We start from the raw sequence: 24,583 nt of genomic DNA, 5'->3' as shown, positions 1-24,583 counted from the left end.
AGGAGCCTCTCATGGAACAAAATAAAGGTTTTTGGTATGCCGACTGGTCGTTCCCGATCTTTGTTGGCCTGCTCTCCGCCGGCGTCTTTGCCGGGACGCATATGTACTACCTCTACGGCATCGGCGCGTTTAACGAAGTCGCCTTCGTGGCGATGCTGAAAGCGGGAATTGATACCGGGGCCTACGGCGCGGTAGCGGCGTTCGGCGCCAGCTTCCTGTTCGCGCGTATTATCGAAGGCTCGCTGGTGGGGATTCTGGATATCGGCGGGGCGATTCAGACCGGCGTCGGCTTAGGCGTTCCGGCGCTGCTGCTCGGCGCGGGCTTTGTTTTCCCGGTCGCCAACTTTGCCGCCTCGCTGGTCACCGGCCTGGTGCTGGGCCTCGCGATTGGCTACATCATCATCCTGGCGCGTAAATTTACCATCAACCAGAGCGATTCCACCTACGGTGCGGACGTCATGATGGGGGCCGGTAACGCCTCAGGCCGTTTCCTCGGACCGTTGATTATCCTCAGCGCCATGACCGCTTCTATTCCTATCGGCATCGGTTCCCTGGCGGGCGCGCTGCTGTTCTACATCTGGCAGAAGCCTATCACCGGCGGCGCGATCCTTGGCGCCATGCTTCTTGGGTCAATCTTCCCGGTGGCGATTAGTTAAGTCCTGCGGGCGCCTCGGCGCCCGCGTTAACAGGAGAGAGATATGTTTGATTTACTCCTGCGCCGTGCGCGCCTCGTCGACGATACCCTGACTGATATCGCCATCCGGGACGGTAAAATCGCGGCGCTTGGCGAGATTAGCGCGCCTGCGCGCAAAACCCTTGAGCTGGACGGTCGCTATTACGTCAGCGCAGGCTGGATTGACTCTCACGTTCACTGCTATCCGAACTCGCCGATTTACCATGATGAGCCGGACAGCGTGGGGGTTGCTACCGGCGTGACCACCGTGATTGACGCGGGCAGCACCGGCGCGGACGACGTGGATGATTTCTACCAGCTGACCCGCAAAGCCGCGACCGAAGTTTACGCCCTGCTTAACATCTCCCGCGTCGGGCTGATTGCCCAGAATGAACTGGCCAATATGGCGAATATCGACGCAGAGGCGGTGAAGCAGGTGGTCAATCGCTACCCGAACTTTATCGTCGGCCTGAAGGCGCGGATGAGCAGCAGCGTGGTGGGGGAAAACGGCATTACGCCGCTGGCGCGCGCAAAGGCGATTCAGCAGGAAAACGGCGGCCTGCCGCTGATGGTGCATATCGGCAACAATCCGCCCGACCTGGATGAGATCGCCGACCTGCTGACCTCCGGCGACATCATTACCCACTGCTACAACGGTAAACCCAATCGTATCCTGACGCCGTCCGGCGAGCTGAAAAGCTCGATTTCCCGTGCGCTACAGCGCGGCGTGCGCCTTGATATCGGCCACGGCACCGCCAGCTTCAGCTTCGAGGTGGCGCGGCGGGCGATTGCTATGGGCATTCTGCCGCACACCATCAGCTCCGATATTTACTGCCGCAACCGTATCGACGGCCCGGTGCGATCGCTGGCGCTGGTGATGTCGAAATTCCTCGCCATTGGCATGTCGCTGCCGCAGGTCATTGACTGCGTGACCGCCAACGCCGCTGAAGGCCTGCGTCTTAGCCACAAAGGGCGGCTGGAAGTGGGTTACGACGCCGACCTAACGCTGTTTACCCTCGCGCAGACGCCAACGGTGCTGGTGGATGCGGAAAAAGAGAGCCTTCAGACCGACAAGATTCTGCTGCCGCTTGCCGCCGTTCGCGCGGGCAAGGGCTATCTGACCGAACAAGGGAGCGCGGAAAATGCCTTCGATTTTTGAGAAATATGATTTAAAACAGGTGATTAATACCTCCGGTCGTATGACCATTCTCGGCGTCTCCACGCCGCGGCCGGAAGTGGTGGATGCCGCGATGGCGGGGATGAACCAGTACTTCGAGATGAAAGATCTGGTCAATAAAACCGGCGCGTATATTGCGAAGCTGCTGGAGGTGGAAGGGGCGACCGTCGTCTCCTGCGCCTCGGCGGGCATCGCCCAGTCGGTGGCGGCGGTGCTGGTAAAAGACAGCGACTGGCTGCTGGAAAACCTGCACGTGACGCCGATTGAAAACAACGAAATCGTGCTGCCTAAGGGTCATAACGTCAATTTTGGCGCGCCGGTGGGCACCATGGTGGCGCTGGGCGGCGGCAGGCTGGTGGAAGCGGGCTACGCCAATGAATGTTCCGCCGGGCAGCTGGCGGCGGCCATTACCCCGCGCACCGCGGCCATTCTGTATATCAAATCCCACCACTGCGTGCAGAAAAGCATGCTCAACGTGGCGCAGGCGGCAGCGGTGGCGCAGAGCCATAATCTGCCGCTGATTGTCGACGCGGCGGCGGAGGAAGACCTCCAGGCCTACTATCGCGCCGGCGCGGATCTGGTGATTTATAGCGGCGCGAAGGCGATCGAAGGGCCGACCAGCGGGCTGGTGATTGGCAAAACCCAATACGTTGAGTGGGTTAAACGTCAGTCGAACGGCATTGGCCGGGCGATGAAGGTGGGCAAAGAGGGGATCCTCGGCCTGACCTGCGCCATTGAGCACTATCTGACGGCGCGCAAAGAGAGCGGTGAAGAGATGGTGGCGAAGATGACGCCGTTTATTCAGCAGCTCAATACGCTCGATGGCGTCACCGCGCGCGTGGTCTGGGACAGCGCCGGCCGCGATATCGCGCGGGCGGAGATCAAGTTTGATGAAGCGGTGACCGGCGTCGATACCGGCGATCTGGTCAATGCGCTGAAGCAGGGCGAATACGCCATCTACTTCCGTGGCTATAAAGCAAATGAAGGCATTATTGAAGCCGATGTCCGCAGCGTGAACGCGCAGCAGCTGGAGATTGTCTCCCGTCGCATCGCAGAAGTTTTGAACAAGGAGAAAAACGCATGAAACTGACCCCTAATTTTTATCGTGACCGCGTCTGCCTGAACGTGCTGGCGGGGAGCAAAGAGAACGCCAGCGAGATTTATGAGGCGGCGGAAGGTCATGTACTGGTGGGCGTGCTCTCCAAAAATTACCCGGACGTCGCCAGCGCGGTTGCCGATATGCGTGAATACGCGCAGCGGATTGATAACGCGCTCTCCGTGGGACTGGGCGCGGGCGACCCGAACCAGTCGGCGATGGTCAGCGAAATTTCGCGTCAGGTGCAGCCGCAGCACGTCAACCAGGTATTTACCGGCGTGGCGACCAGCCGCGCGCTGCTGGGGCAGAACGAAACCGTGGTTAACGGCCTGGTGTCGCCAACCGGTACGCCGGGAATGGTGAAGATCTCCACCGGTCCGCTCAGCAGCGGCGCGCCGGACGGCATCGTACCGCTGGAAACCGCGATTGCGCTGCTGAAAGATATGGGCGGCAGTTCGATTAAATATTTCCCGATGGGCGGGCTGAAGCATCGCGACGAGTTTATGGCGGTGGCCGAGGCCTGCGCCCATCATGATTTCTGGCTGGAGCCCACCGGCGGGATCGATCTGGAAAACTACGGTGAGATCCTGCAGATCGCGCTGGACGCAGGGGTGAGTAAAATTATCCCGCATATCTACAGTTCGATTATTGATAAAGCCAGCGGTCACACCCGCCCGGCGGACGTGCGTCAGCTGCTTTCGATCACCAAACAGTTAGTAAAATAGCGCCGATTGCCCCTCCCCCGGCCTCTCCCCAACGGGGAGAGGGTTAGGGCGAAGGGAAACCGCCACCGAACCATCAAGGAGTCACCATGCCAACCGCTCGTCACCTGCTTGTTGCTTCACTCTCTCTGCTCGCCGCCGGCGCCGCTGCGCAAACCCAGTACGCCTGGGTCGGCACCTACAACCCCAATGGCGAAGGGCTGTATCGCTTTACCGTCGATAGCCAGACCGGGGCGCTGCGTGATAAAACGCTGGTCGGGACGCTGCCTGACCTGGCCCAGCTTACCGTCTCGGCGGATGGCAAAACCCTGTACGGCGCCAGCGAAGTGGAAAAGGGGGTGGTGCAGGCGTGGCGCATCGGCAGCAACGGTGAACTGAGCGAGCTGAATCAGGTCGCTTCCGGCGGCGCCGGGCCGGTTTATCTCTCCCTGACCCCCGATGGACGTCATCTGCTGGTGGCAAACTACGTCAGCGGCAGTATCGCCGTGCTGCCGGTGAAAGAAGATGGTAACCTGGGCGAGGCGGTGGATGTGCGTCAGGATCAAGGACCTGCGGGCGCGGAACGCCCGGCGGCAGCCGTCGAAGGTAGTTTTGCCATTAGCGATCATAACGGCCCCCACGCCCATATGATCGCCGCCGATCCCAGCGGTAAATTCGTTTACTCCACCGATCTCGGCCTGGACCGGATCTATCAGTACCGGCTGGATAGCGCCACAGGGAAGCTGACGCCGAACGATCCGCCGTTTATCGCGGCCTCATCTCCCGGCGCCGGACCGCGCCACTTTGTGTTTACGCCGCAGGGCGACGGACTATGGTTGATTAACGAAGAGGCGTCGACGCTCACTTTTTATCATCTCAATAAGCAAAGCGGCCTGCTGCGCGAGGGGAAAACGGTCTCGGCGCTGCCTGCAGAGTATAAGGGCACCAGCTTTGCCGCCGGCCTGGTCCTGAGCCGCGACGGCAAGCAGCTGTACGTCGCCAACCGACTGCATAACAGTATCGCCCACTTTACGGTGCTGGCTGACGGCAGCCTGAGCCACCAGGACGATATCTGGACCCGCGGCGACTATCCGCGCACGCTGACGCTGGACAGTCAGGGGCAGTGGCTGTACGTCATGAACCAGCGTAGCGACAACATCACCCGCTTTCGCGTCGCGCCGAAGGATGGCAGGCTGACGTTCTCTCCGGACTACACCCCGGTTGGCAGCCCGTCGCAGATGGTGATATCCGCTCAACCCTGAGCCGTAAGAAAAAGGAACTGACATGCGATTTCCCCATCAACGTTTAGCGCAGCTGTTTACTCTGTTGCAAAACGAAACGCTGCCGCAGGAGGAGCTGGCGCAGCGGCTGTCGGTTTCTACTCGCACGGTACGCGCGGACATCACCGCGCTGAACGCGCTGCTGCTGCACTACGGCGCGCAGTTTATCCTCACCCGCGGCAGCGGCTATCAGCTGGTGATTCACGATCCGACGCGCTATCAGACGCTGGAAGAGAGCGCGCCGAAAGCGCAGCATATCCCGCGAACCGCGGCGGATCGCATCCACTTTTTGCTGGTGCGCTTTTTAACTTCCGCGTTTTCTATCAAGCTGGAGGATCTGGCCGATGCGTGGTTCGTCAGCCGCGCCACCTTACAGGGCGATATGGTTGACGTACGCGAGCGTTTTCAGCGTTATCAGCTCACCCTCGAGACCCGGCCGCGCCACGGCATGAAGCTGTTCGGCAGCGAGGTCTCCATTCGCGCCTGCCTGACCGATCTGCTGTGGGAGCTGAGCCAGCAGGGGCCGCTGAACCCGCTTATTGGCGAAGAGGCGTTTGACGCCAGCGTACCGACGCTGCTGGCCGGCGTGCTGCAGGAGACGTTAACCCGCCATCACGTGCGGCTGACGGACGCCGGAGAGCGCTTTATCTGCCTGTACGGCGCGGTTGCCGTGCGCCGCGTGAGCGAAGGGTATCCGCTGGCCGATTTTAGCGCCGAAGATGTGGCGCAAAACGTACGCGACGCCGCACGCGAGCTGGCAAACACGATGCAGCAGCTGGCGGGCAAACTGCTTGCTCCGGCGGAAGAGGAGTGGCTGTGCGTCCACCTTGCCGCCCGCCAGGTGCAGGACGTCGATCCGGGCACCATCAGCGCCGACGACGACGAAGCGCTGGTGAACTACATCCTGCGCTATATCAATCAGCAATATAACTACAATCTGCTGGACGATGCCCAGCTGCGTGCGGATTTACTGACCCATATTAAGACCATGATCACCCGCGTGCGCTACCAGATAATGATCCCCAACCCGCTTCTGGAAAATATCAAACAGCACTACCCCATGGCGTGGGACATGACCCTGGCGGCGGTATCGAGCTGGGGGAAATATACTCCCTACGCCATCAGCGAAAACGAGATCGGCTTTCTGGTGCTGCATATCGGCGTCGGGCTGGAGCGCCATTACAATATCGGCTATCAGCGTCAGCCGCAGGTGCTGCTGGTCTGCGATACCAGCAACGCGATGGTGCGGATGATTGAAGCCATCCTGCAGCGTAAGTATCCGCAGCTGGAAATTGCCGCCACCCTTTCGCAACGCGAATATGAACAGCGGGAAGAGATCGCGGAAGATTTTGTCATTTCCACCGTGCGTATCAGCGAGAAAGAGAAGCCGGTGGTCACCATTGCGCCGTTTCCTACCGACTACCAGCTCGACCAAATCGGCAAGCTGGTGCTGGTGGACCGCACGCGTCCCTGGATGCTGAATAAGTATTTTGATGAGGCCCACTTCCAGGTGATAGATACCCCGATGGATCAGCAGGCGCTGTTTGCCGCGCTGTGCCAGCAGCTGCAGCAGGAGGGGTTTGTCGGAGCGGAGTTTCATGGGTCGGTGGTGGAGCGTGAGGCTATCGTCAGCACCATGCTCGGCGACGGGATCGCGCTGCCTCACGCCCTCGGCCTGCTGGCGAAAAAGACCGTGGTCTATACGGTCATCGCCCCGCACGGTATCGCATGGGGCGATGAAACCGCGCATATCATCTTCCTGCTCGCCATCAGCAAAAGCGAGTATGAAGAGGCGATGGCGATCTACGATATTTTCGTCACCTTCCTGCGTGAACGGGCAATGGCCCGCCTTGCCGCCACCCGCAGTTTTGCTGAGTTTAAAGCGGTGGCCATGGAGTGCGTCAGCCGGTTTTGAGATGCGCAGCCAGAGTTCGAGCCGCGCGCGCTTCGGGATACCGACGGGTATATCAGGTTCGGGATGAGGTGGTGAGGGTTTATGTTATTGCTGTGGGAAAACGAGAGAAATTAGCCGTCTATCGGAACGTCCATAAACGGCTGTAGCGGGAGGCTATCTCAGGTGATGTACAACCTGGTTGCTGCTGCCGCGCCAGATCAGCGCCGGGTCTTTTAAGTCCTGCACAAATTTGCCATCAACCAGCACGTTGATGAGATCCACCACCTGCATCTGCGCGGCGTTAAGTTCGTCCAGCTTGTAGCCGGTCCACACCCAGATATCTTTGCCGGGGCACTCGGCGCGAACGCGCTGCACCAGCTTAAGGATCTCCGGGACGTTCTGCGGGTGCAGCGGGTCGCCGCCGGAAAGCGTGATCCCCTGGCGCTTAACGCGGGTATCGTTGAGGTCAGCAATAATGCGGTCGGCTATCTCGGCGGTGAACGGCATGCCGGAGTTTAGCCGCCAGGTGCTCTTGTTATAGCAGCCGGGGCACTCGTGAACGCAGCCGGAAACGAACAGGGTGCAGCGAGTGCCCGGACCGTTAACGATATCTACCGGGTAGTACTGATGGTAATTCATTTTTCGCTTCTCAATTAACGCCATAGCCGCGTTGGCTGCGCTCGCTCACCCCAGTCACGTACTTAATGTACGCTCCCGGGGATTCCCTCGTTTGCCGCCTTGCTCTGACGCGAATTGCTTTGCGAAAACGGAGGGGCTTTGCATTTGTAAAGGGAACGACTCCCGGCGTTGCTGCGCTCGGCCGGGCTACGAAGAGCCGCATACGCGGTTGTAGCCCGGATAAGGCGCTTTGCGCCGCGATCCGGGAACGGCTCGAGTGGCCGGCCGGTCCCCTCTCCCGGCAGGGGAGAGGATTAGGGGAGGGGCAAAACCACCTGGAATTAACCGATCTGCCCGTTGCCCAGGTGCTTAACCCGGCGCTTCACTTCTTCCTGCTTGCCGGCGTTGAACGGACGGGCGTCCGGGCTCCCGAGATAGCCGCACACGCGGCGGGTTACCGACACGCGGGAGGCATCGTGGTTGCCGCATTTCGGGCAGGTGAAGCCTTTGCTGGTGCATTCGAACTCACCGGTAAAGCCGCACTCGTAGCATTCGTCGATCGGCGTATTGGTCCCGTAATAGGGCACGTGCTGATAGCTGTAATCCCACACGTCTTCCAGCGCTCTCAGGTTGTGCTGAATATTCGGGTACTCGCCGTAGCAAATAAAGCCCCCGTTAGCCAGCGGCGGATAAGGCGCTTCAAAATCGATTTTATCGTACGGGTTTACCTTCTTCTCTACGTCAAGGTGGAAGCTGTTGGTGTAATACCCTTTATCGGTTACGCCTTCGATCACGCCGAACTCAGCGGTATCCAGACGGCAGAAGCGGTCGCAGAGGTTTTCGCTCGGCGTGCTGTACAGGCTAAAGCCGTAGCCCGTCTCGTCTTTCCACTGGTCTACCGCTTCGCGCAGGCGCTGAACGATGGCGACGCCTTTCTCACGCAGCGCTGCGCTATCGTACATATGCTTGCTGCCGAACAGCGCGTTGATGGTTTCATGAATGCCGATATAGCCCAGCGAAATCGACGCGCGGCCGTTTTTGAAAATCTCAGAGACGTCGTCGTCCGCTTTCAGACGCACGCCGCAGGCGCCTTCCATATACAGAATCGGCGCCACGCGAGCCTTCACCCCTTCCAGACGGGCGATGCGGGTCATCAGCGCTTTACGCGCCAGCTGCAGGCGTTCGTCGAGAAGTTTCCAGAACTCAGTCTCGTCGCCACGGGCTTCCAGCGCGATGCGCGGCAGGTTGAGGCTGATAACGCCGAGGTTGTTGCGGCCATCGTGCACCTGTTCGCCGTCCTCGTTTTCCCACACGCCGAGGAAGCTGCGGCAGCCCATCGGGGTTTTGAACGAGCCGGTCACCTTCACGACCTGATCGTAGTTGAGGATATCCGGATACATGCGCTTGCTCGCGCACTCCAGCGCCAGCTGCTTAATATCGTAGTTCGCATCGCCAAACTTGTGGTTCAGGCCGTCGCGAATGGCGAAGACCAGCTTCGGGAATACCGCCGTTTTACGGTTTTTACCGAGTCCCGCAATGCGGTTGCGCAGAATGGACTGCTGAATCAGACGCGATTCCCAACTGGTGCCGAGGCCGAAACCGAAGGTCACGAACGGCGTTTGACCGTTAGCGGTATGCAGGGTGTTCACTTCATATTCCAGCGACTGGAAGGCGTCGTAGCACTCTTTCTCGGTGCGGGAACGGGCGTAGCCTTCGGCGTCGGGGATGTGCCACTCTTCGGCAATTTTACGGTGCTTATTGAAGCTTTCGGTAACAAACGGCGCCAGCACTTCGTCGATGCGGTTGATGGTCGTACCGCCATAAATATGGCTGGCGACCTGAGCGATAATCTGCGCCGTCACCGCGGTAGCGGTAGAGATCGACTTCGGCGGCTCAATCTCGGCGTTGCCCATTTTAAATCCCTGGGTCAGCATGCCTTTAAGATCGATCAGCATACAGTTGAACATCGGGAAGAACGGGGAGTAGTCGAGATCGTGATAGTGGATCACGCCGCGCTCGTGGGCCATGACCACGTCATGCGGCAGCAGGTGCTGGCGCGCGTAGTGCTTGGCGACGATGCCCGCTAGCAGATCGCGCTGGGTAGGGATGACTTTACTGTCTTTGTTGGCGTTCTCGTTGAGTAACGCCGAGTTGGTCTGCTCAACCAGGCCGCGAATTTCCTGGTTCAGACGACCGCGCTTTTCACGTTGGCTATCGCGGTCGTGGCGATATTCAATGTAGGCGCGCGCCAGCTGCTTGTAGGGACCGGACATCAGCTGGTTCTCAACGGCGGTCTGGATCTCGCTGATATCCACCTGGGCGCGGCCCTGCATTTGCTGGCTAACGACTTCTGCGACGGTGGCGCAATAGTCTGCGTCATCGACTCCCGCTGCTTTAGCTGCACGTAGAATTGCTTCATTAATGCGCTCTGACTTGAACGGCACTTTACAGCCATCGCGTTTCATCACATGCGGTGTCATGATCACTCCATAATTTTTTACAGAACAGGTTATCCACAGAGGCGGAAGGTCAACCGAAGTCCCGGGGCGCTGTAGCTGCCGCCGTTTCCCTCCGATCCCGGCCCTTTTTATCCACATCCCATCACCGCCTGAGTACGATGGGTGTGGTGACATAATAGACTATTAATACAATATGTGGGGCCGGGACGCATTTTAAGTTCTATATGTAGTGCTTTGCATCAAAGATGTTTGCAATTTTATTGATGCAGAACAAAGTAAAAAGAGGAGAGCAGGAATGATGGGCGCTTGCGCTTAATGTAAATTTATCCGCTTATAAAATAAGCAAAAATGGGGCCTGAACGCAGGAAATTCAGGCCCGAAAGGAATAACGTCAGGCGAGCAGCGCGTCGTTAAGCAGGTCAACCAGCAGCAGCAGGGCGTAACGCGCGGCCTGCGCATTCTCAGGCAGGGGCAGCAGCGCGGAGGCCATATTGCTCAACGCGTGGTTGACGGGGGTGAGGGCGAAAATTGTCGCTTCCTGTACCCGGGCCAGCAGGGTCGCGCCCTGCAAAATCGCGTCGGCCTCGCCGGTTGCCAGCACCAGCAGGAGATGATCGTCGCTGAGGGTACTGGCGATCATCCGCATCAGGGCGCTGTCCTGGCAGAGATTCATCACGATCCCGATGGAAAGCAGCTGGTGCTGAAGCAGGGTCGCCAGCGCGATGTCCTGTGCGCCGAGGGCGAAACAGTGTACGGCGCGGGCATTTTGCAGGCGCGTGCGCAGCTTTTGCAGCGTTGATTCGGGCGTGCTCACCAGCTGCTGCTCAAGATGTGTGCTAATCAGGCTTAATTTGTCGCGCCACGCGGCGGGCAGCGCGGCGCTCTCCTCGTTAAGCCAGCTGGTACGACGTTCGCAAGCCTGCGCCAGCTGCTTTCGCAAATCACGAATATCCTCGCAGCCGACGGAGCGGGCAAAGCGGGTAATTGTGGCTGCGCTCACGCCAGCGCGCACCGCCAGTTCATCAATCGAAGCGCTGGCGGTAAAACTTAAATTCTGCAGAATAAATGCCGCGACTCTTGATTCCTGAGCGCTAAAGCGAGTCATGCCTTCCTGTAACTGTCCTACGATATCCATGCTTTCAGCCTCTTTCTCCGCCACCGCCTGATTGAAAATATTTTTCAAGTATGAGGGCTTTTTATACCACGCAATCACGCACGATGCCTGAGATTATTGCCGCTTTCGCTTTTATGCCGGAGTAAAGAGGTGAAAAATAACGCTCCGATCACGTACGTGAAAAAAATTTTCATATAGCCTTCACCCATACCGGCACCTCGTCTTATAGTCGATGGTGTCTGTTTAGCGCTCGCTTACGCCAAATCCATTGGGAGGAATTATGCCACGTATCGTCCTGTGCTGCGCCGCCGGAATGTCCACCAGCATGCTGGTTAACAAAATGAAGGCCGAGGCGCAGCAGCGCGCTCTGGGGCTGGAGATTTACGCCGTACCCGTCGCCGAGTTTGAGCGCGAGTTGCCCAATGCCGACGTGATCTTACTGGGGCCTCAGGTGAAGTATGAAGCGGCCCGATTGACGGAGCTTGCTGCACCGCACGGGAAAGCCGTGGCGGTGATCGACATGGCGGATTACGGCATGATGCGCGGGGCCGCCGTCCTCGATAAAGCGCTCGCTCTGCTGAACTCCTAACCCTTTCCCATCAACGCGTTCATTTCGCAACGCCGCTGCGGCCTTGCGCGGGGATCTGTACGCCAAAAATGAGGCCACTATGCAAACATTGAAAATTGCCGTCATCGGCGGCGGCAGCAGCTATACGCCGGAACTTATCGAAGGCATTATCCTTCGCCATCAGCAGATTCCGGTCACGGAACTGGCGCTGGTGGATGTCGAAGCCGGGCGCGAGAAAGTGGCGATTATCGCCGCGCTGACCCAGCGTATGCTAAAGCGCCATGGCCTTGAACAGGTGAAGGTCAGCGTGCATTTCGGCCTCGATGAGGCCATTCGCGGCGCTCAATTCGTGCTGACCCAGCTGCGGGTTGGGCAGTTGGCGGCGCGGGCGGCGGATGAGCGGTTGGGGCTGAAGTACCATCTGCTGGGTCAGGAAACCACCGGCGTCGGCGGCTTTGCCAAAGCGCTGCGCACGATTCCGGTGATTTTACAGGTTGCCCGCAAGGTGGAAGCGCTGGCGCCCGACGCCTTTATCCTTAATTTTACCAATCCGGCAGGGATCGTGACGGAGGCGGTGAGCCGCTACAGCAGCGCGAAAATCATCGGCCTGTGCAACGTGCCCATCAATATGCAGCACATGATTGCCGGAATGCTGGACGCAAAAGAAGAGGAGGTCCGGCTGAGCTTCGCCGGGCTGAATCATATGGTCTGGGTACACAAGGTGATGCAGGGGCGGGAAGAGGTGACCAGTAAGGTCATCGACATGCTGTGTGACGGTCAATCGCTCTCGATGAACAATATTCAATCGCTGCCGTGGCCGGCGGAGTTTCTGCGGGCCCTGAAGGCCATCCCCTGTCCCTATCATCGCTATTTCTGGCTGACGCCGGCGATGCTGGCGGAAGAGATTGAGGCGGCCAAAACCAAAGGCACCCGCGCGGAACAGGTGATGAAGGTGGAACAGGAGCTGTTTGATATCTATGCCCGGCCCGAGCTGGATGAAAAGCCCGAACAGCTGAGCTTCCGCGGCGGGGCGTACTACTCCGAAGTGGCGGTGGAGCTGATTAACGCCATCTACAACAATCTTGGCAAAGAGATGGTCGTCAACACCCGCAACAACGGCGCGATTCAAGGCTTCGATGATGATGCGGTGGTGGAAATTAACAGCATTATTGACGCGCAGGGCGCACGACCGCTGGCCTTTGGCGCGCTGCCGCCGATCATGAACGGTCTGACGCAACAGGTGAAAGCCTTCGAGCGCTTGACGATTGAGGCCGCGGTCCACGGCTGCCGGGATAGCGCGCTGCTGGCGCTGGTGAGTAACCCGCTGGTCGGGAATGTGACCGATGCCCGGGCGCTGCTTGATGAGGTGTTAACCATCAACCGCCCCTGGTTAACGCAGTTTAACTAAACTTTTCCGCCTTCGGGGATACCACTATGTCTCGTACTTCATTTATTGAACGCTATGTCATGCCCGCCGCGCTGAAAATCGGCGGTCAGAAGCATGTCCTTTCGGTACGCGACGGCATTATTCTCAATATGCCGTTTATGCTGATTGGCTCGTTTTTCCTGATATTCGCCTACCTGCCGATTCCCGGCTACGGTGAGATGATGACCAGCGTGTTTGGCGATGCCTGGCGCGATAAGATGCTGTACCCGGTCAAAGCGACCTATGACATCATGGCGCTGCTCTCCGCGTTCGGCATTGCCTACCGGCTGGCGGAAAAATATCGCACCCTGGACCCGCTCAGCGCCGGGGCGATGTCGCTGGTGGCGTTTGTGATGACGATCCCCCAGGTGACGCTCTTTACGCCGGCAGACGGTTCGGCGGCGCAGCTTGTCAAAGGCGTGCTGCCGGTGGGGATGATTGGCAGCCAGGGGCTGTTTGTGGCGATTGTGATTTCGCTGCTTTCCACGGAGATCTACCGCCTGGTGGCCAGCCGTAATCTGGTGATCCGCATGCCGGAGGGCGTACCGCCCGCGGTGGCGAAATCTTTTCTCGCCCTGATCCCCGGCTTCTGCGTGCTGGCCGTGGTGCTGGCGCTGCGCCTGATCGTTGAAGCTTCGCCGTTCGGCGATATCAATAGCATGATTACCACCCTTATCGGTATTCCCATGTCGCACGTCGGCGGTTCGCTGCCGGGGATGATTATCTCGGTGATCCTGATTGGTATCCTGTGGACCCTGGGGCTGCACGGCGACACCATTGTGCTGGTGTTTATTCGCCCGGTCTGGCTGTCGAATATGTCGGAAAACCTGGAAGCGTTTCAGAATGGGCTGCCGATCCCGCATATCATCACCCAGCAGTTTTATGACCTGTGGATTGCGCCCGGCGGTACCGGGGCGCTGTTAGGGCTGGTGATTTTTATGCTGCTGCGCAGCCGTAGCCAGCAGATGAAACAGCTGGGGAAAATTGCCGCGCCGGGAGCGCTGTTCAATATCAGCGAGCCGATGGTATTCGGCATTCCGCTGGTGATGAACCCGTACTTCTTCCTGCCGTTTATTTTGACGCCGGTCCTGCTGGTGATTGTCTCGTATACCGCGATGGCCACCGGGCTGGTGATGAAGCCGGCGGGGATTGCGCTGCCGTTTACCACGCCTATTTTTATGAGCGGCTATCTGGCGACGGGAGGGCACATTTCCGGCGCGGTGCTGCAGGTGGTGAACCTGGCGATCTCGCTGGTGATCTACTATCCGTTCTTCCGGGCATGGGATCGCCTGAAGGCGAAAGAAGAGCAGGCGTCCGCGCAGCCGGAAGCCAGCGCGACGCTGTCTGCGGCCGATCGTATTTAAAGCATATTCCCGGAGGCGGCGCTTGACGCGCCTGTCCGGGCTACCGGCTCGCAGAAGAGGGTGAACCTGTAGCCCGGGTCAGCGCAGCGCGACCCGGGACTCTCAGCGCAAGTCGGGTAGGGGTTACTCCTGCAGCCACCATACCGCTTCAAACGGACGCAGGGTCATATCGGCAGGGCGGTTCGCCGCCTCCGCGTAGTTGCTCATCAGCATCCGCCAGTCGCCGCTCATCGCTTCCGGCTGCCAGCGCTGGAACTCGCGGCTCAGGTTCGCCACGACCACCAGGGTTTGCCCCTGCCACTGACGGCGATAGCACCACAGCGACGGATGTTCCGGCAGCAGATCCTGATAGTCGCCCCAGGTCAGCACCGGCGTGCTCTTGCGCAGCGCAATCAGCTGCTGATAGGCATAAAACACCGACTCCGGGTCCGCCAGCGCCGCCTCGGCGTTAATCTCGCGATAGTTGTCGCACAGCGCAATCCACGGCTCGCCTGCGGTGAATCCGCCATTTTCACCGCGGTTCCACTGCATGGGCGTGCGGCTGTTATCGCGCGATTTACTGGCCAGAATCGCCAACAGTTCATCCGCGTCCCGGCCCTGAGCCGCGCGTTCGATATACATGTTGTGGCTCTCAACGTCGCGATAATCGGTGATGCGCGTAAAGTGCGGATTAGTCATGCCAATCTCTTCGCCCTGATAAATATAGGGCGTGCCCTGCATGCCGTGCAGCACCATCGCCAGCATTTTCGCCGCCGGGACGCGGTACTCCCCCTCGTCGCCGAAGCGGGAGACGATGCGCGGCTGGTCGTGATTACACCAGAACAGCGCGTTCCACGCGCGATTGTGCATCCCCTGCTGCCAGTGCCTGAACAGCGATTTCAAGGCCACAAAATCCGGGCGCGCCAGCGTCCACTTCTCGCCGCCGGGATAGTCCACCTTCAGATGGTGGAAGTTAAAGGTCATCGATAGCTCGCTGCCGTCGAGCGCCGCGTACTTCTGGCAATGCTCAAGCGTGGTGGAGGACATTTCGCCCACCGTCATCAGGTTGCGCGGGGTAAAGACATCGCGGCTCATCTCCTGCAAAAATTCGTGCGCTCGCGGACCATCGGTATAGAAGCGCCGGCCGTCGCCCGCGGTATCGGACGGGAAGGTCTGGTCTTTGGAGATAACATTGATCACGTCGAGGCGCAGGCCGTCGACGCCGCGATCGGCCCAGAATTCGCAGACTTTTTTCAGCTCCGCGCACACCGCCGGATTTTCCCAGTTCAGATCCGCCTGCTCGACGGCGTACAGATGCAGATAGTACTGCTCGCTTTCGGCGTGCCACTGCCAGGCGTTGCCGCCAAACTTAGATTGCCAGTTGTTCGGCGGTGTGGTCGGTTCGCCGTCGCGCCAGATATAGAACTGACGATACGGGCTCTCTTTGTTGAGCGCTTCGCGGAACCAGGCGTGCTCGGTCGACGTGTGGTTCAGCACCATATCCAGCACGATACGAATTCCTCGCGCCTTCGCCTGGGCCACCAGCTCGTCGAAATCGTCGAGCGTGCCGTAGGCGGGATCGATAGCGGTATAGTTGGCCACATCGTAGCCGTTATCCACCTGCGGCGAGACGTAAAACGGCGTCAGCCAGATAGCGTCAACGCCGAGCTTTTGCAGATAGTCGAGGCGGGAGGTCACGCCGCGCAAATCGCCGGTGCCGGTCCCGGTGGTGTCCTGGAAACTCTTTGGATAGATTTGATAAATAACGCCGTTTTGCCACCAGAGGGGAAGGGTATTCATATTGCGTTCCTGCTACAAAAAAGGGGGGCGGCAGCGCGCCCCGAAAATAAGACGTCAGACAATCTGTAAGGTGCCCTGGCGGAATTTGCGCTGGTAAACAACCGTTGTCAGGACAATCGGCACGACCACGGCGATAGCCATCGCCAGCGCGTAAACCTGCCAGTAGGTTGGCTGAATGGAGAGGATACCCGGCAGGCCGCCGACGCCGATGCCGTTGGCCATCACGCCGTTCAGTCCGCACAGCAGCCCGGCAAGACCGGAGCCGACCATCGCGCAGAGCATCGGGAAGCGGTATTTCAGGTTGATGCCGTACATGGCCGGTTCCGTCACGCCGAGGTAGGCGGAAATGGCCGCCGGAACGGAGATTTCGCGTTCGTTCTGCTTGCGGCTGGCGATGATGATTCCCACCACCGCCGATGCCTGGGCGATGTTGGACAGCGCGATCAGCGGCCAGACCGGCGTACCGCCCATGCTTTGAATCATCTGCATATCGATGGCGAGCGTGGTCTGATGGACCCCGGTAATCACCAGCGGCGCGTACAGGAAGCCGAACAGCGCGGCGCCAATCGGCGCGAAGCTGCCGGTTAACAGATGACGCACGGCCCAGGCCACGCCGTCGCCAATCATGCGGCCAACCGGGCCGATAAAGGCGTGAGCGAGAAAGACCGCCAGGATCAGCGAACAGACCGGCACGATCACCAGATAGAGGTAGTCAGGCACGATGCGTTTCAGCCGCGTTTCGATAAAGCCGAGCGCCAGCCCCGCCATCAAGGCCGGGATCACCTGCGCCTGGTAGCCGACTTTCTCAATGGTGAACAGGCCGAAGTTCCATACTTCCGGCACCTGCTGGCCCAGCAGGTAGGCATTCATCAGCTGCGGAGAAACTAACGTAACGCCCAGCACGATACCGAGGATTGGCGTGCCGCCCATTTTCTTTACCGCGGACCAGCAGATACCCACCGGCAGGTAGAAGAAGATCGCCTCGCCAATCAGCCACAGGAAGTCATAAAGAGTTTTCAGCGACGGGTGCATCTGCGCCAGCGTCTGGCCGTTGCTCATCGGCAGATCGCCGATCACGTTGCGGAAGCCTAAGATCAGACCGCCGCTGATCAGCGCAGGCAGCAGCGGGAAGAAGATCTCCGCGAAGTGTGAAATGAGCTGTTCATGCCACTTCATATTCTGCCGCGCGGCTTTCTTGGCTTGTTCTTTATCGGCGCTGGCCTGGCCGGTGGTCGCCAGCAGCGCTTTATAGTAGTCGCCAACCTCGGTACCGATCACCACCTGGAACTGACCGGCGTTGGTAAAGCAGCCCTTCACCATGCGGAGCTGTTCAATTTCTTTCGGTTTGGCAATGGCTGGATTATTCAGCACAAAGCGCAGACGGGTAATACAGTGGCTGACGGTGGCGATATTGTCGCGCCCGCCCACCAGTTCGATAAGTTTATCGATGTCCTGCTGATTCACTTTACTCATGATGAGGCCTCATGACCGAGGGGAGAGGTTGCATTTAACTTGCATTGGATCCTACTCGCTCCGCTTGAATTGCAAAATGGGAACGTTCCCGAAACCCGGCGAAGATCACATAAATCGTTAAGACAGGCTTAATTCAGTACGGCGGGAATCACGATTTGACGGGGTTCACGGTTTCCGGCGATCTGCTCGATCAGCTGCTGCGCCGCCTGGCGTCCGGACTCGGCGTAGCCGGGATCGACCGTCAGGATCTCCGGGTGGAGAAACTTCATCAGCGGCGTGCTGCCGACGCTGGCGAGCTGGAGACGATCGATTCCCTGCTGCTGGAGATATTTGCTGGCTCCCAGCGCGAGGGTATCGGTGGCGCAGACCAGCGCGCTGGTTTCAGCCGACAGCACGCCGGCGACGTTTTCGTAGCCCTGCTTCATGCCCAGGCCCGGCAGCGCGGCGAGGGGCGTGAGGTGTTTTTTCTGGCAGAAATCGAGGTAGGCCTGGTGGCGGCGCTGCCCGGTGGTGATGTCGCTGTGCGGCACGCCGAGGAAACTGATGTGGCGATGCCCGCGATCGTACAGGCGCTGCATCAACATCCTGATCGATCCTTCATCGTCATAGCAGACGGAGGCGATGCCCGGCGCGTCGCGGGCCAGCAGCACCAGCGTCTCTCGCCACGGGGTGAGCATCTCTTCATGGATGCCGGTGAAACCAAACAGCACCACGCCGTCGATATTGCGCCGGGCGAGCATGCCGAGATGCTCCTCGACCAGCGCCGGGGAGAACTGGCTCTCCATCATAATCGGATCGTAGCCCTGAGCGTAAAAGGCGGGAAGCATGGTCTGTACGGCGAGGTTTTCCGACAGCGAATCCAGACGGGTGACGATGATTGCCACCACTTTATCGCTCTGGCCGCGCATCGCCCTGGCGGAACGTGAGGGCGAAAACCCGTGCTGCTGCATCACCGCTTCAACGCGCTCACGCGTGCGTTCGCTGACGCCGCTTTCGTTGTTAAGCACGCGCGATACCGTCGATTTCCCGACGCCGCTTAAGCGTGCGATATCTTTGATGGTCAGCCGGTTTTGCATGCAGAGTTCTCGTTGTGGTCCGCTTAAAGTGAGCCTAATGCTACTCAACGAAACCACAATGAGCAAAGTCTGGTTTACGTCTGGTTTAGTTGCCCGGGGGTATTATCGCCATAATAGCCACAAATAGATTATCGGCGACGGTATAATTCGCGCCGTTTGTATTCATTTACCGGAGATTTTATGGACCCCGATCCCACTCCTCATCCTCGATGGAGCCCCCTTTTTTTCCGGTAAATCTGCGTAGCGCTGCTTTACCGGAAGCGTAAAGCAGCGATGTCTTTGACGTCCCTGCCATAAAAATAACATGCCTGACAGGTAAGGTTGACTCGCGCCTGTCGGTAGCCTGCGTTCGCTCGCGCGAGCGCGGAGGGACTGTTTATGTTTAAAAATTTTACCCGCCAGCTGTTTGCCCAGCTTGGTCGTCATTTACCGCGTCGTTTAGTACAACGCGGTCCGCTACCCGATGCCCGCAATCTGGCGAGCGCGCCGATCCCGGACTCCCTCGGCAAGCAGTGCCTGGACGTGGCGGCAATGGATGGGAATGAAATCTGGCGCGCCTTCGCCAGCCATCCGGAAGGGCTCAATGCGGGCGAAGTGGCGCAGAAAATCGCGCAGTATGGCGAAAATCAGATCCCGGCGCAGAAGCCGTCGCCGTGGTGGGTGCATCTTTGGAGCTGCTACCGCAACCCCTTCAACCTGCTGCTGACCGTTCTGGGTATCGTCTCCTACTCAACGGAAGATCTGTTTGCCGCCGCGGTTATCGCCCTGATGGTGGGGATCTCCACGCTGCTGAACTTTATTCAGGAAGCCCGTTCAACTAAAGCGGCGGACGCCCTGAAGGCGATGGTCAGCAACACCGCGACGGTCCTGCGGGTGGTGAACGAACAGGGCGAGAGCCGCTGGTGCGAGCTGCCCATCGACCAGCTGGTGCCGGGGGATATCGTCAAGCTATCGGCGGGAGACATGATCCCGGCAGACCTGCGCGTCATTCAGGCGCGCGACCTGTTTGTCGCTCAGGCCTCGCTGACCGGTGAATCGCTGCCGGTGGAAAAAGTGGCCCGCACCCGCGACCCGCTGCAGGCAAACCCGCTGGAGTGCGACACCCTGTGCTTTATGGGCACCAACGTGGTCAGCGGTTCGGCGCAGGCGATTGTTTTCGCTACCGGCGGCGGCACCTGGTTTGGCCAGCTGGCTGGCCGCGTCAGCGAGCAGGAAAGCGAGCCGAACGCCTTTCAGAAAGGCATCAGCCGGGTCAGCATGCTGCTGATCCGCTTTATGCTGGTGATGACCCCGATCGTGCTGCTGATTAACGGCTACACCAAAGGCGACTGGTGGGAGGCGGCGCTGTTCGCGCTCTCCGTCGCGGTGGGCCTGACCCCGGAAATGCTGCCGATGATCGTCACCTCGACCCTGGCGCGCGGGGCGGTGAAGCTGTCGAAACAGAAAGTGATCGTCAAGCACCTCGACGCGATACAGAACTTTGGCGCGATGGACATCCTGTGCACCGATAAAACCGGCACCCTGACGCAGGATAAAATCGTGCTGGAGAACCACACCGATGTCTCCGGCAAGGTGAGCGAACGCGTGCTGCATACGGCCTGGCTGAACAGCCACTATCAGACCGGGCTAAAGAATCTGCTCGATACCGCGGTGCTGGAGGGCGTCGAGCTGGAGTCAGCGCGCGGGCTGGCGGAACGCTGGCAGAAAGTCGATGAGATCCCGTTCGATTTCGAGCGTCGCCGTATGTCGGTGGTGGTGCAGGAGCAGGACAATGTTCACCAGCTGATCTGCAAAGGCGCTTTGCAGGAGATCCTCAACGTCTCGACCCAAGTGCGCTATAACGGCGACATCGTACCGCTGGACGACACCATGCTGCGGCGCATCCGTCGCGTAACCGACACCCTCAACCGTCAGGGACTGCGCGTGGTGGCGGTGGCGACGAAGTACCTGCCCGCCCGCGAAGGCGACTATCAGCGCGCGGATGAGTCAGACCTGATCCTCGAAGGCTATATCGCCTTCCTCGATCCGCCGAAAGAGACCACCGCCCCGGCGCTGAAGGCGCTGAAGGCCAGCGGTATTACGGTCAAAATCCTGACCGGCGACAGCGAGCTGGTGGCGGCGAAAGTCTGCCATGAAGTGGGGCTGGACGCGGGTGACGTGGTTATCGGCAGCCAGGTTGAAGCGCTGAATGATGATGAGCTGGGCGAGCTGGCAAAACGTACCACCCTGTTTGCTCGCCTGGCGCCGCTGCACAAAGAGCGTATCGTGACCCTGCTGAAACGCGAAGGACACGTGGTGGGTTTTATGGGCGACGGCATTAACGACGCTCCGGCGCTGCGCGCGGCGGATATCGGTATTTCCGTCGACGGCGCGGTGGATATCGCCCGCGAGGCGGCGGATATCATCCTGCTGGAGAAGAGCCTGATGGTGCTGGAAGAGGGGGTTATTGAAGGCCGCCGGACCTTCGCCAATATGCTCAAGTACATCAAAATGACCGCCAGCTCCAACTTCGGTAACGTCTTCAGCGTGCTGGTCGCCAGCGCCTTCCTGCCGTTCCTGCCGATGCTGCCGCTGCATCTGCTGATCCAGAACCTGCTGTACGATGTCTCCCAGGTCGCCATTCCGTTTGATAACGTGGACGATGAGCAGATCCGTAAACCGCAGCGCTGGAACCCGGCGGATCTCGGCCGCTTTATGGTCTTCTTTGGGCCGATCAGCTCCATATTCGATATTCTGACGTTCTGCCTGATGTGGGGGGTGTTCCACGCCAACACGCCGGAACATCAGACCCTGTTCCAGTCCGGCTGGTTCGTGGTTGGCCTGCTGTCGCAGACGCTGATTGTGCATATGATCCGTACGCGGCGGATCCCGTTTATCCAGAGCCGCGCGGCCTGGCCGCTGATCGTGATGACGCTGCTGGTGATGGTGGTGGGGATTGCGCTGCCGTTCTCGCCGCTGGCGGGCTACCTGCAGCTTCAGGCGCTGCCGCTCAGCTACTTCCCATGGCTGATAGCGATCCTTGCGGGCTATATGACGCTAACCCAGATGGTCAAAGGCTTCTACAGCCGCCGCTACGGCTGGCAGTGAGCGAGGCGCTTTACCTGCAGAAACAACAAAGGCAGCCACGGGCTGCCTTTGTTCATACTGTCTACGATTAGCGACGAATGGCGATCGCTTCGATCTCAATTTTTACGTCTTTCGGCAGACGCGCCACTTCCACGCAGGAGCGCGCCGGGAAGGTAGCGTTGTGCTCGGTGAAGAAGGCTTCATAGGTGGCGTTAACGGTGGCGAAATCGTTGAGGTCTTTGACGAAAACGGTGGTTTTAACGATATCGCCCACTTTCAGGCCCGCGGCTTCGACGATAGCTTTCACGTTCTCCAGAGACTGACGCGCCTGAGCGGCGACATCTTCCGGCACGCTACCGGTTTTCGGGTCTACCGGGATCTGGCCGGAAGTGATGATCATGTTACCCAGATCAACGCCCTGAACGTACGGGCCGATGGCTGCTGGCGCATTTTCCGTCGCGATAGTTTTAGACATGAGTTCTCCTGAAATATGTGAATGTAATCTGACTGGCGTGGGTCATTATAAAGAGTGCTGGCTGCTTTATCATTAAGCAGGCCGCATTTTGCGAAGGAGAAAAGCGGATAACGCAGCGCGCTATCCGCATAAGGCGTGAGCCTGAAGGATGAAGTTAGTGGGTGACTTCCGTCCATGCCATGGTCCAGTCAGAACCTGTACCCGGTTCGAACTGAGTGGCGTACTGGCTCCACTGCACGCAGTAGCCGCTGTAGGGGAACGGGCGACATTGGTACACTTTGCCGTTTTTAGGCTGCATGACTTTCGTTCCCGCCTTATAGCTTTTCAGGTTATCCGGGAAGGTATAGTCGTAGTTCCCCGCAGGCGCAGGCGTCGGATCCGGCTGAACCGTACTCTCTTCCAGCATCAGGTCAATGACCCCCTGGCTGAGGGTGGCGCCCTGCGCATTGCTGGCTGAGTAGCGCAGCATATGATGACCTGCCTGAACGTTGGTCAGCGGAATAGATACCGTCAGGGAGCGATTATCTATCGTCTGCTGAATGCTCCCTTTCTGCGTGCCCGCATGGTCGTTGACGGTGGCGGTGAGATGCATTTTGCCGCTGGCCGTGGCGTTGAACGTCACCGTCGCTTTCCCGTTGGCGATTTTGGTTGCGTTAACGTTGGCGACGCTCAGGGATTCTTCCACGATATCGTCTGACTGCGACTCGGCGTAGGTCAGCGTAACGCTTTGAACGGTGCTGTCTTTTGGCACATACACCTGGTTAACGCCGTGGAGGGGGGTAATGTTGCCATCACTCCCTTTTACCCCGGCGCGCAGCTTGCCCTGGTGCGCGGTATTAATAGCTTCAGCCAGATCGTAAGACCACTGGCTGCTTTTTCCTTGCGCTTCGCTGGCGATGGTCAATTCCGTTTGTAGCGAATGAACTTCACCGCTCGCGTTAAAGAAATGGGCAATGACTTTATCTCCCGCATGGAGATCTTTCCCGCTAAGCTGGCCGGCGAGCTGCGTTGTCCAGAGGGATTCATTCTCCGTTTCATCGCTGGCGCCGCCGAAATCAACGTCAATGGCCTGATAAAAACTATTTGCCGTATCGGCAATTTCCCAGACGGCATAAATAACCTGATAGCCGGTGCGATCGGGTACATTACAGGAGTGCGTGACCTGTACAGCCGGCGTCGCGCCATTACCGTCGATTTGACAAAATGGCCTAGTTTCAAAATCGCTGCGCGTCAGCGGCTTATTTTGATCCCAGTTCTGTTTGGTAATGTAATAACGCCAGTTAGTCGTTCTATGCGGCGCAGAATGGTGCCAGACGAAATTATTTTTACCGCTCTTTATCGTGGTTTTCGCCCAGCGAGTCGGGCTCTGGCTATCTAGCTGCGAGAAGTTGCTTTTACCCGCGCTGGCCAGTTTACCATCAGGCGGCATTGCCCCTTCAGGAAAACCGCTCGCTTGCTCGACGCTTTGCGGTTCCCACTGCACCGAACCGCAGTCGGTGTTTTTCCCTAAATGACATTGGTACGCCCGACTTGGCGGCGATTCCACATAGCCGTGCGCCAATGCTGAGGAGGTAAATAATAATGTTGCTGTATATAACGATATTTTTTTCACTTTCATAATTCATCCTGTGAACATTGATTAAATAATGGAAAACGCACTGGAGTGTATGAAGGGGAAAATTCAGGTTCAATAGCAGTGATATTTAATGATTAATCTCATTGTTTGTTATTTTTAATTATGAGGCGTGTTGATGAGAAATTGATGAATGTTGATTATCTGACCCGTGGTCAGTGAGTTGACGGCCGTGCGGATGATTTAAATTATCGTTCAGGAGCAGTCCCGTTTATCGGGCTGCTCCTGATAAAACCTGGCGAATTTAATTTGCCAGCACGACATGATGTGAAAATTCTTTTTCACAATATTTGCACTTCAGCGCGATATCGTTTTCGCGTTTCTTCACCGCAAAGCTGGAGGACACCGGCTCGGCGTGGCTAATACAGTTGCTGTTCGGGCATACCAGCACGTTGTTAATACGGTCTGGCAGATTCGGTCGGGATTTACCGACGACTTCATACTCATCAATGCGGTTTACCGTGGCCTGCGGCGCGTACAGGGAGAGCTGGTTGACCTGCTCGTCGGTCAGGAAGGTGTTCTCAATTTTGATCAAATCTTTGCGGCCCATTTCGCCTGACGGCAGGTTCAGGCCGATGGTGATGCGCTGATCCGTTTCGGTCAGTTTGAACAGGGTCAGCAGCTTAAAGCCGACCTGCGCCGGGATATGGTCGATAACGGTGCCACGTTTGATGGCTTCTACCTGTAATTTATTGTCGTGTGTCATCTCTT

At 58.5% G+C, this 24,583-nt stretch carries 19 protein-coding genes and 1 pseudogene; 11 read left to right on the top strand and 9 right to left on the bottom strand.

Annotated features, from left to right (window positions below; all coding sequences use genetic code 11):
* Window positions 1–11 precede the first annotated feature (11 nt).
* From ABLV30_RS24040 to ABLV30_RS24010, 7 genes and pseudogenes are all read left to right on the top strand, one after another.
* The gene (locus ABLV30_RS24040) at window positions 12–656 is read left to right on the top strand and encodes a DUF4310 family protein (RefSeq protein WP_004098076.1); all 645 of its coding nucleotides are present in this window, start codon (window positions 12–14) and stop codon (window positions 654–656) included.
* 42 nt (window positions 657–698) lie between these two features.
* Entirely contained in the window at window positions 699–1,832 is a 1,134-nt protein-coding gene (locus ABLV30_RS24035; protein ID WP_064375407.1) for an amidohydrolase/deacetylase family metallohydrolase, read from the top strand.
* The gene (locus ABLV30_RS24030) at window positions 1,816–2,934 is read left to right on the top strand and encodes a DgaE family pyridoxal phosphate-dependent ammonia lyase (protein WP_032695166.1); all 1,119 of its coding nucleotides are present in this window, start codon (window positions 1,816–1,818) and stop codon (window positions 2,932–2,934) included. The genes ABLV30_RS24035 and ABLV30_RS24030 overlap by 17 nt, the downstream gene beginning before the upstream one ends.
* Window positions 2,931–3,671: a KDGP aldolase family protein gene (locus ABLV30_RS24025; RefSeq protein ID WP_265800856.1), complete on the top strand. Its 741-nt coding sequence runs from the start codon at window positions 2,931–2,933 to the stop codon at window positions 3,669–3,671. The genes ABLV30_RS24030 and ABLV30_RS24025 overlap by 4 nt, the downstream gene beginning before the upstream one ends.
* 86 nt (window positions 3,672–3,757) lie before the next feature.
* Window positions 3,758–4,909 (top strand): lactonase family protein, encoded by a 1,152-nt coding sequence (locus tag ABLV30_RS24020; protein WP_148850037.1) that lies wholly within the window; start codon window positions 3,758–3,760, stop codon window positions 4,907–4,909.
* A gap of 22 nt (window positions 4,910–4,931) precedes the next feature.
* Window positions 4,932–6,842 (top strand): PRD domain-containing protein, encoded by a 1,911-nt coding sequence (locus ABLV30_RS24015; protein WP_265800859.1) that lies wholly within the window; start codon window positions 4,932–4,934, stop codon window positions 6,840–6,842.
* Between the two features lie 11 nt (window positions 6,843–6,853).
* A pseudogene (locus ABLV30_RS24010) lies at window positions 6,854–6,988 on the top strand (hypothetical protein); the annotation flags it as partial.
* Window positions 6,989–6,995: 7 nt separating this feature from the next.
* Here ABLV30_RS24010 and nrdG read toward each other — a convergent pair.
* The 3 genes from nrdG to ABLV30_RS23995 form a co-directional block, all read right to left on the bottom strand.
* Window positions 6,996–7,460 carry an anaerobic ribonucleoside-triphosphate reductase-activating protein gene (nrdG, locus tag ABLV30_RS24005; RefSeq protein ID WP_032718943.1) on the bottom strand — a complete coding sequence of 155 codons (465 nt, stop codon included), beginning with the start codon at window positions 7,458–7,460 and terminating at the stop codon, window positions 6,996–6,998.
* Between the two features lie 320 nt (window positions 7,461–7,780).
* The gene (gene nrdD, locus ABLV30_RS24000) at window positions 7,781–9,919 is read right to left on the bottom strand and encodes an anaerobic ribonucleoside-triphosphate reductase (RefSeq protein ID WP_122116685.1); all 2,139 of its coding nucleotides are present in this window, start codon (window positions 9,917–9,919) and stop codon (window positions 7,781–7,783) included.
* Between the two features lie 370 nt (window positions 9,920–10,289).
* On the bottom strand, window positions 10,290–11,033 hold the full coding sequence (locus ABLV30_RS23995) for a MurR/RpiR family transcriptional regulator (RefSeq protein WP_128696639.1): 744 nt from the start codon (window positions 11,031–11,033) through the stop codon (window positions 10,290–10,292).
* Window positions 11,034–11,292: 259 nt separating this feature from the next.
* Between ABLV30_RS23995 and ABLV30_RS23990 the strand changes: the two genes are divergently transcribed.
* The 3 genes from ABLV30_RS23990 (at window position 11,293) to celB (ending at window position 14,370) form a co-directional block, all read left to right on the top strand.
* Window positions 11,293–11,601, top strand: a complete 309-nt coding sequence (locus tag ABLV30_RS23990; RefSeq protein ID WP_014227662.1) for a PTS sugar transporter subunit IIB — start codon at window positions 11,293–11,295, stop codon at window positions 11,599–11,601.
* 79 nt (window positions 11,602–11,680) lie between these two features.
* Window positions 11,681–12,988 (top strand): 6-phospho-beta-glucosidase, encoded by a 1,308-nt coding sequence (locus ABLV30_RS23985; RefSeq protein ID WP_014227663.1) that lies wholly within the window; start codon window positions 11,681–11,683, stop codon window positions 12,986–12,988.
* A 26-nt stretch (window positions 12,989–13,014) separates the two neighbouring features.
* On the top strand, window positions 13,015–14,370 hold the full coding sequence (celB, locus tag ABLV30_RS23980; protein WP_014227664.1) for a PTS cellobiose transporter subunit IIC: 1,356 nt from the start codon (window positions 13,015–13,017) through the stop codon (window positions 14,368–14,370).
* A 123-nt stretch (window positions 14,371–14,493) separates the two neighbouring features.
* Here the strand turns inward: celB and treC are convergent, their stop codons facing one another.
* The 3 genes from treC to treR all read right to left on the bottom strand — a co-directional run bounded on the left by treC (window position 14,494) and on the right by treR (window position 18,698).
* On the bottom strand, window positions 14,494–16,149 hold the full coding sequence (gene treC, locus ABLV30_RS23975; RefSeq protein WP_265800861.1) for an alpha,alpha-phosphotrehalase: 1,656 nt from the start codon (window positions 16,147–16,149) through the stop codon (window positions 14,494–14,496).
* A gap of 54 nt (window positions 16,150–16,203) precedes the next feature.
* Window positions 16,204–17,622 carry a PTS trehalose transporter subunit IIBC gene (gene treB, locus ABLV30_RS23970; protein ID WP_014227666.1) on the bottom strand — a complete coding sequence of 473 codons (1,419 nt, stop codon included), beginning with the start codon at window positions 17,620–17,622 and terminating at the stop codon, window positions 16,204–16,206.
* A gap of 128 nt (window positions 17,623–17,750) precedes the next feature.
* A complete protein-coding gene (treR, locus tag ABLV30_RS23965) occupies window positions 17,751–18,698 on the bottom strand; it encodes a trehalose operon repressor TreR (protein WP_014227667.1) in 948 nt (315 codons plus the stop codon).
* Window positions 18,699–19,076: 378 nt separating this feature from the next.
* Between treR and mgtA the strand changes: the two genes are divergently transcribed.
* Window positions 19,077–21,785 carry a magnesium-translocating P-type ATPase gene (gene mgtA, locus ABLV30_RS23960; RefSeq protein WP_265800862.1) on the top strand — a complete coding sequence of 903 codons (2,709 nt, stop codon included), beginning with the start codon at window positions 19,077–19,079 and terminating at the stop codon, window positions 21,783–21,785.
* A gap of 67 nt (window positions 21,786–21,852) precedes the next feature.
* Here the strand turns inward: mgtA and ridA are convergent, their stop codons facing one another.
* From ridA to pyrI, 3 genes are all read right to left on the bottom strand, one after another.
* Window positions 21,853–22,239 (bottom strand): 2-iminobutanoate/2-iminopropanoate deaminase, encoded by a 387-nt coding sequence (gene ridA, locus ABLV30_RS23955; protein ID WP_009652347.1) that lies wholly within the window; start codon window positions 22,237–22,239, stop codon window positions 21,853–21,855.
* A 154-nt stretch (window positions 22,240–22,393) separates the two neighbouring features.
* Complete coding sequence (gene gbpA / locus ABLV30_RS23950; protein ID WP_163586426.1) at window positions 22,394–23,857, bottom strand: N-acetylglucosamine-binding protein GbpA; 1,464 nt, start codon at window positions 23,855–23,857, stop codon at window positions 22,394–22,396.
* A gap of 259 nt (window positions 23,858–24,116) precedes the next feature.
* The gene (gene pyrI, locus ABLV30_RS23945) at window positions 24,117–24,578 is read right to left on the bottom strand and encodes an aspartate carbamoyltransferase regulatory subunit (RefSeq protein WP_004098115.1); all 462 of its coding nucleotides are present in this window, start codon (window positions 24,576–24,578) and stop codon (window positions 24,117–24,119) included.
* Window positions 24,579–24,583: the final 5 nt, after the last annotated feature.

It is taken from the genome of Klebsiella sp. CN_Kp113 (genome assembly GCF_040064585.1).
Lineage (GTDB): Bacteria > Pseudomonadota > Gammaproteobacteria > Enterobacterales > Enterobacteriaceae > Klebsiella > Klebsiella michiganensis.
Note: the sequence above shows the minus strand (reverse complement) of the source record. Positions and strands in the feature narration are given on the sequence as shown.

Bases quoted from the DNA above. Each gene is read 5' to 3' on its own strand.
- ABLV30_RS24040 (WP_004098076.1), top strand. From the start codon at position 12: ATGGAACAAAATAAAGGTTTTTGGTATGCCGACTGGTCGTTCCCGATC.
- ABLV30_RS24035 (WP_064375407.1), top strand. From the start codon at position 699: ATGTTTGATTTACTCCTGCGCCGTGCGCGCCTCGTCGACGATACCCTG.
- ABLV30_RS24030 (WP_032695166.1), top strand. From the start codon at position 1,816: ATGCCTTCGATTTTTGAGAAATATGATTTAAAACAGGTGATTAATACC.
- ABLV30_RS24025 (WP_265800856.1), top strand. From the start codon at position 2,931: ATGAAACTGACCCCTAATTTTTATCGTGACCGCGTCTGCCTGAACGTG.
- ABLV30_RS24020 (WP_148850037.1), top strand. From the start codon at position 3,758: ATGCCAACCGCTCGTCACCTGCTTGTTGCTTCACTCTCTCTGCTCGCC.
- ABLV30_RS24015 (WP_265800859.1), top strand. From the start codon at position 4,932: ATGCGATTTCCCCATCAACGTTTAGCGCAGCTGTTTACTCTGTTGCAA.
- nrdG (WP_032718943.1), bottom strand. From the start codon at position 7,460: ATGAATTACCATCAGTACTACCCGGTAGATATCGTTAACGGTCCGGGC.
- nrdD (WP_122116685.1), bottom strand. From the start codon at position 9,919: ATGACACCGCATGTGATGAAACGCGATGGCTGTAAAGTGCCGTTCAAG.
- ABLV30_RS23995 (WP_128696639.1), bottom strand. From the start codon at position 11,033: ATGGATATCGTAGGACAGTTACAGGAAGGCATGACTCGCTTTAGCGCT.
- ABLV30_RS23990 (WP_014227662.1), top strand. From the start codon at position 11,293: ATGCCACGTATCGTCCTGTGCTGCGCCGCCGGAATGTCCACCAGCATG.
- ABLV30_RS23985 (WP_014227663.1), top strand. From the start codon at position 11,681: ATGCAAACATTGAAAATTGCCGTCATCGGCGGCGGCAGCAGCTATACG.
- celB (WP_014227664.1), top strand. From the start codon at position 13,015: ATGTCTCGTACTTCATTTATTGAACGCTATGTCATGCCCGCCGCGCTG.
- treC (WP_265800861.1), bottom strand. From the start codon at position 16,149: ATGAATACCCTTCCCCTCTGGTGGCAAAACGGCGTTATTTATCAAATC.
- treB (WP_014227666.1), bottom strand. From the start codon at position 17,622: ATGAGTAAAGTGAATCAGCAGGACATCGATAAACTTATCGAACTGGTG.
- treR (WP_014227667.1), bottom strand. From the start codon at position 18,698: ATGCAAAACCGGCTGACCATCAAAGATATCGCACGCTTAAGCGGCGTC.
- mgtA (WP_265800862.1), top strand. From the start codon at position 19,077: ATGTTTAAAAATTTTACCCGCCAGCTGTTTGCCCAGCTTGGTCGTCAT.
- ridA (WP_009652347.1), bottom strand. From the start codon at position 22,239: ATGTCTAAAACTATCGCGACGGAAAATGCGCCAGCAGCCATCGGCCCG.
- gbpA (WP_163586426.1), bottom strand. From the start codon at position 23,857: ATGAAAGTGAAAAAAATATCGTTATATACAGCAACATTATTATTTACC.
- pyrI (WP_004098115.1), bottom strand. From the start codon at position 24,578: ATGACACACGACAATAAATTACAGGTAGAAGCCATCAAACGTGGCACC.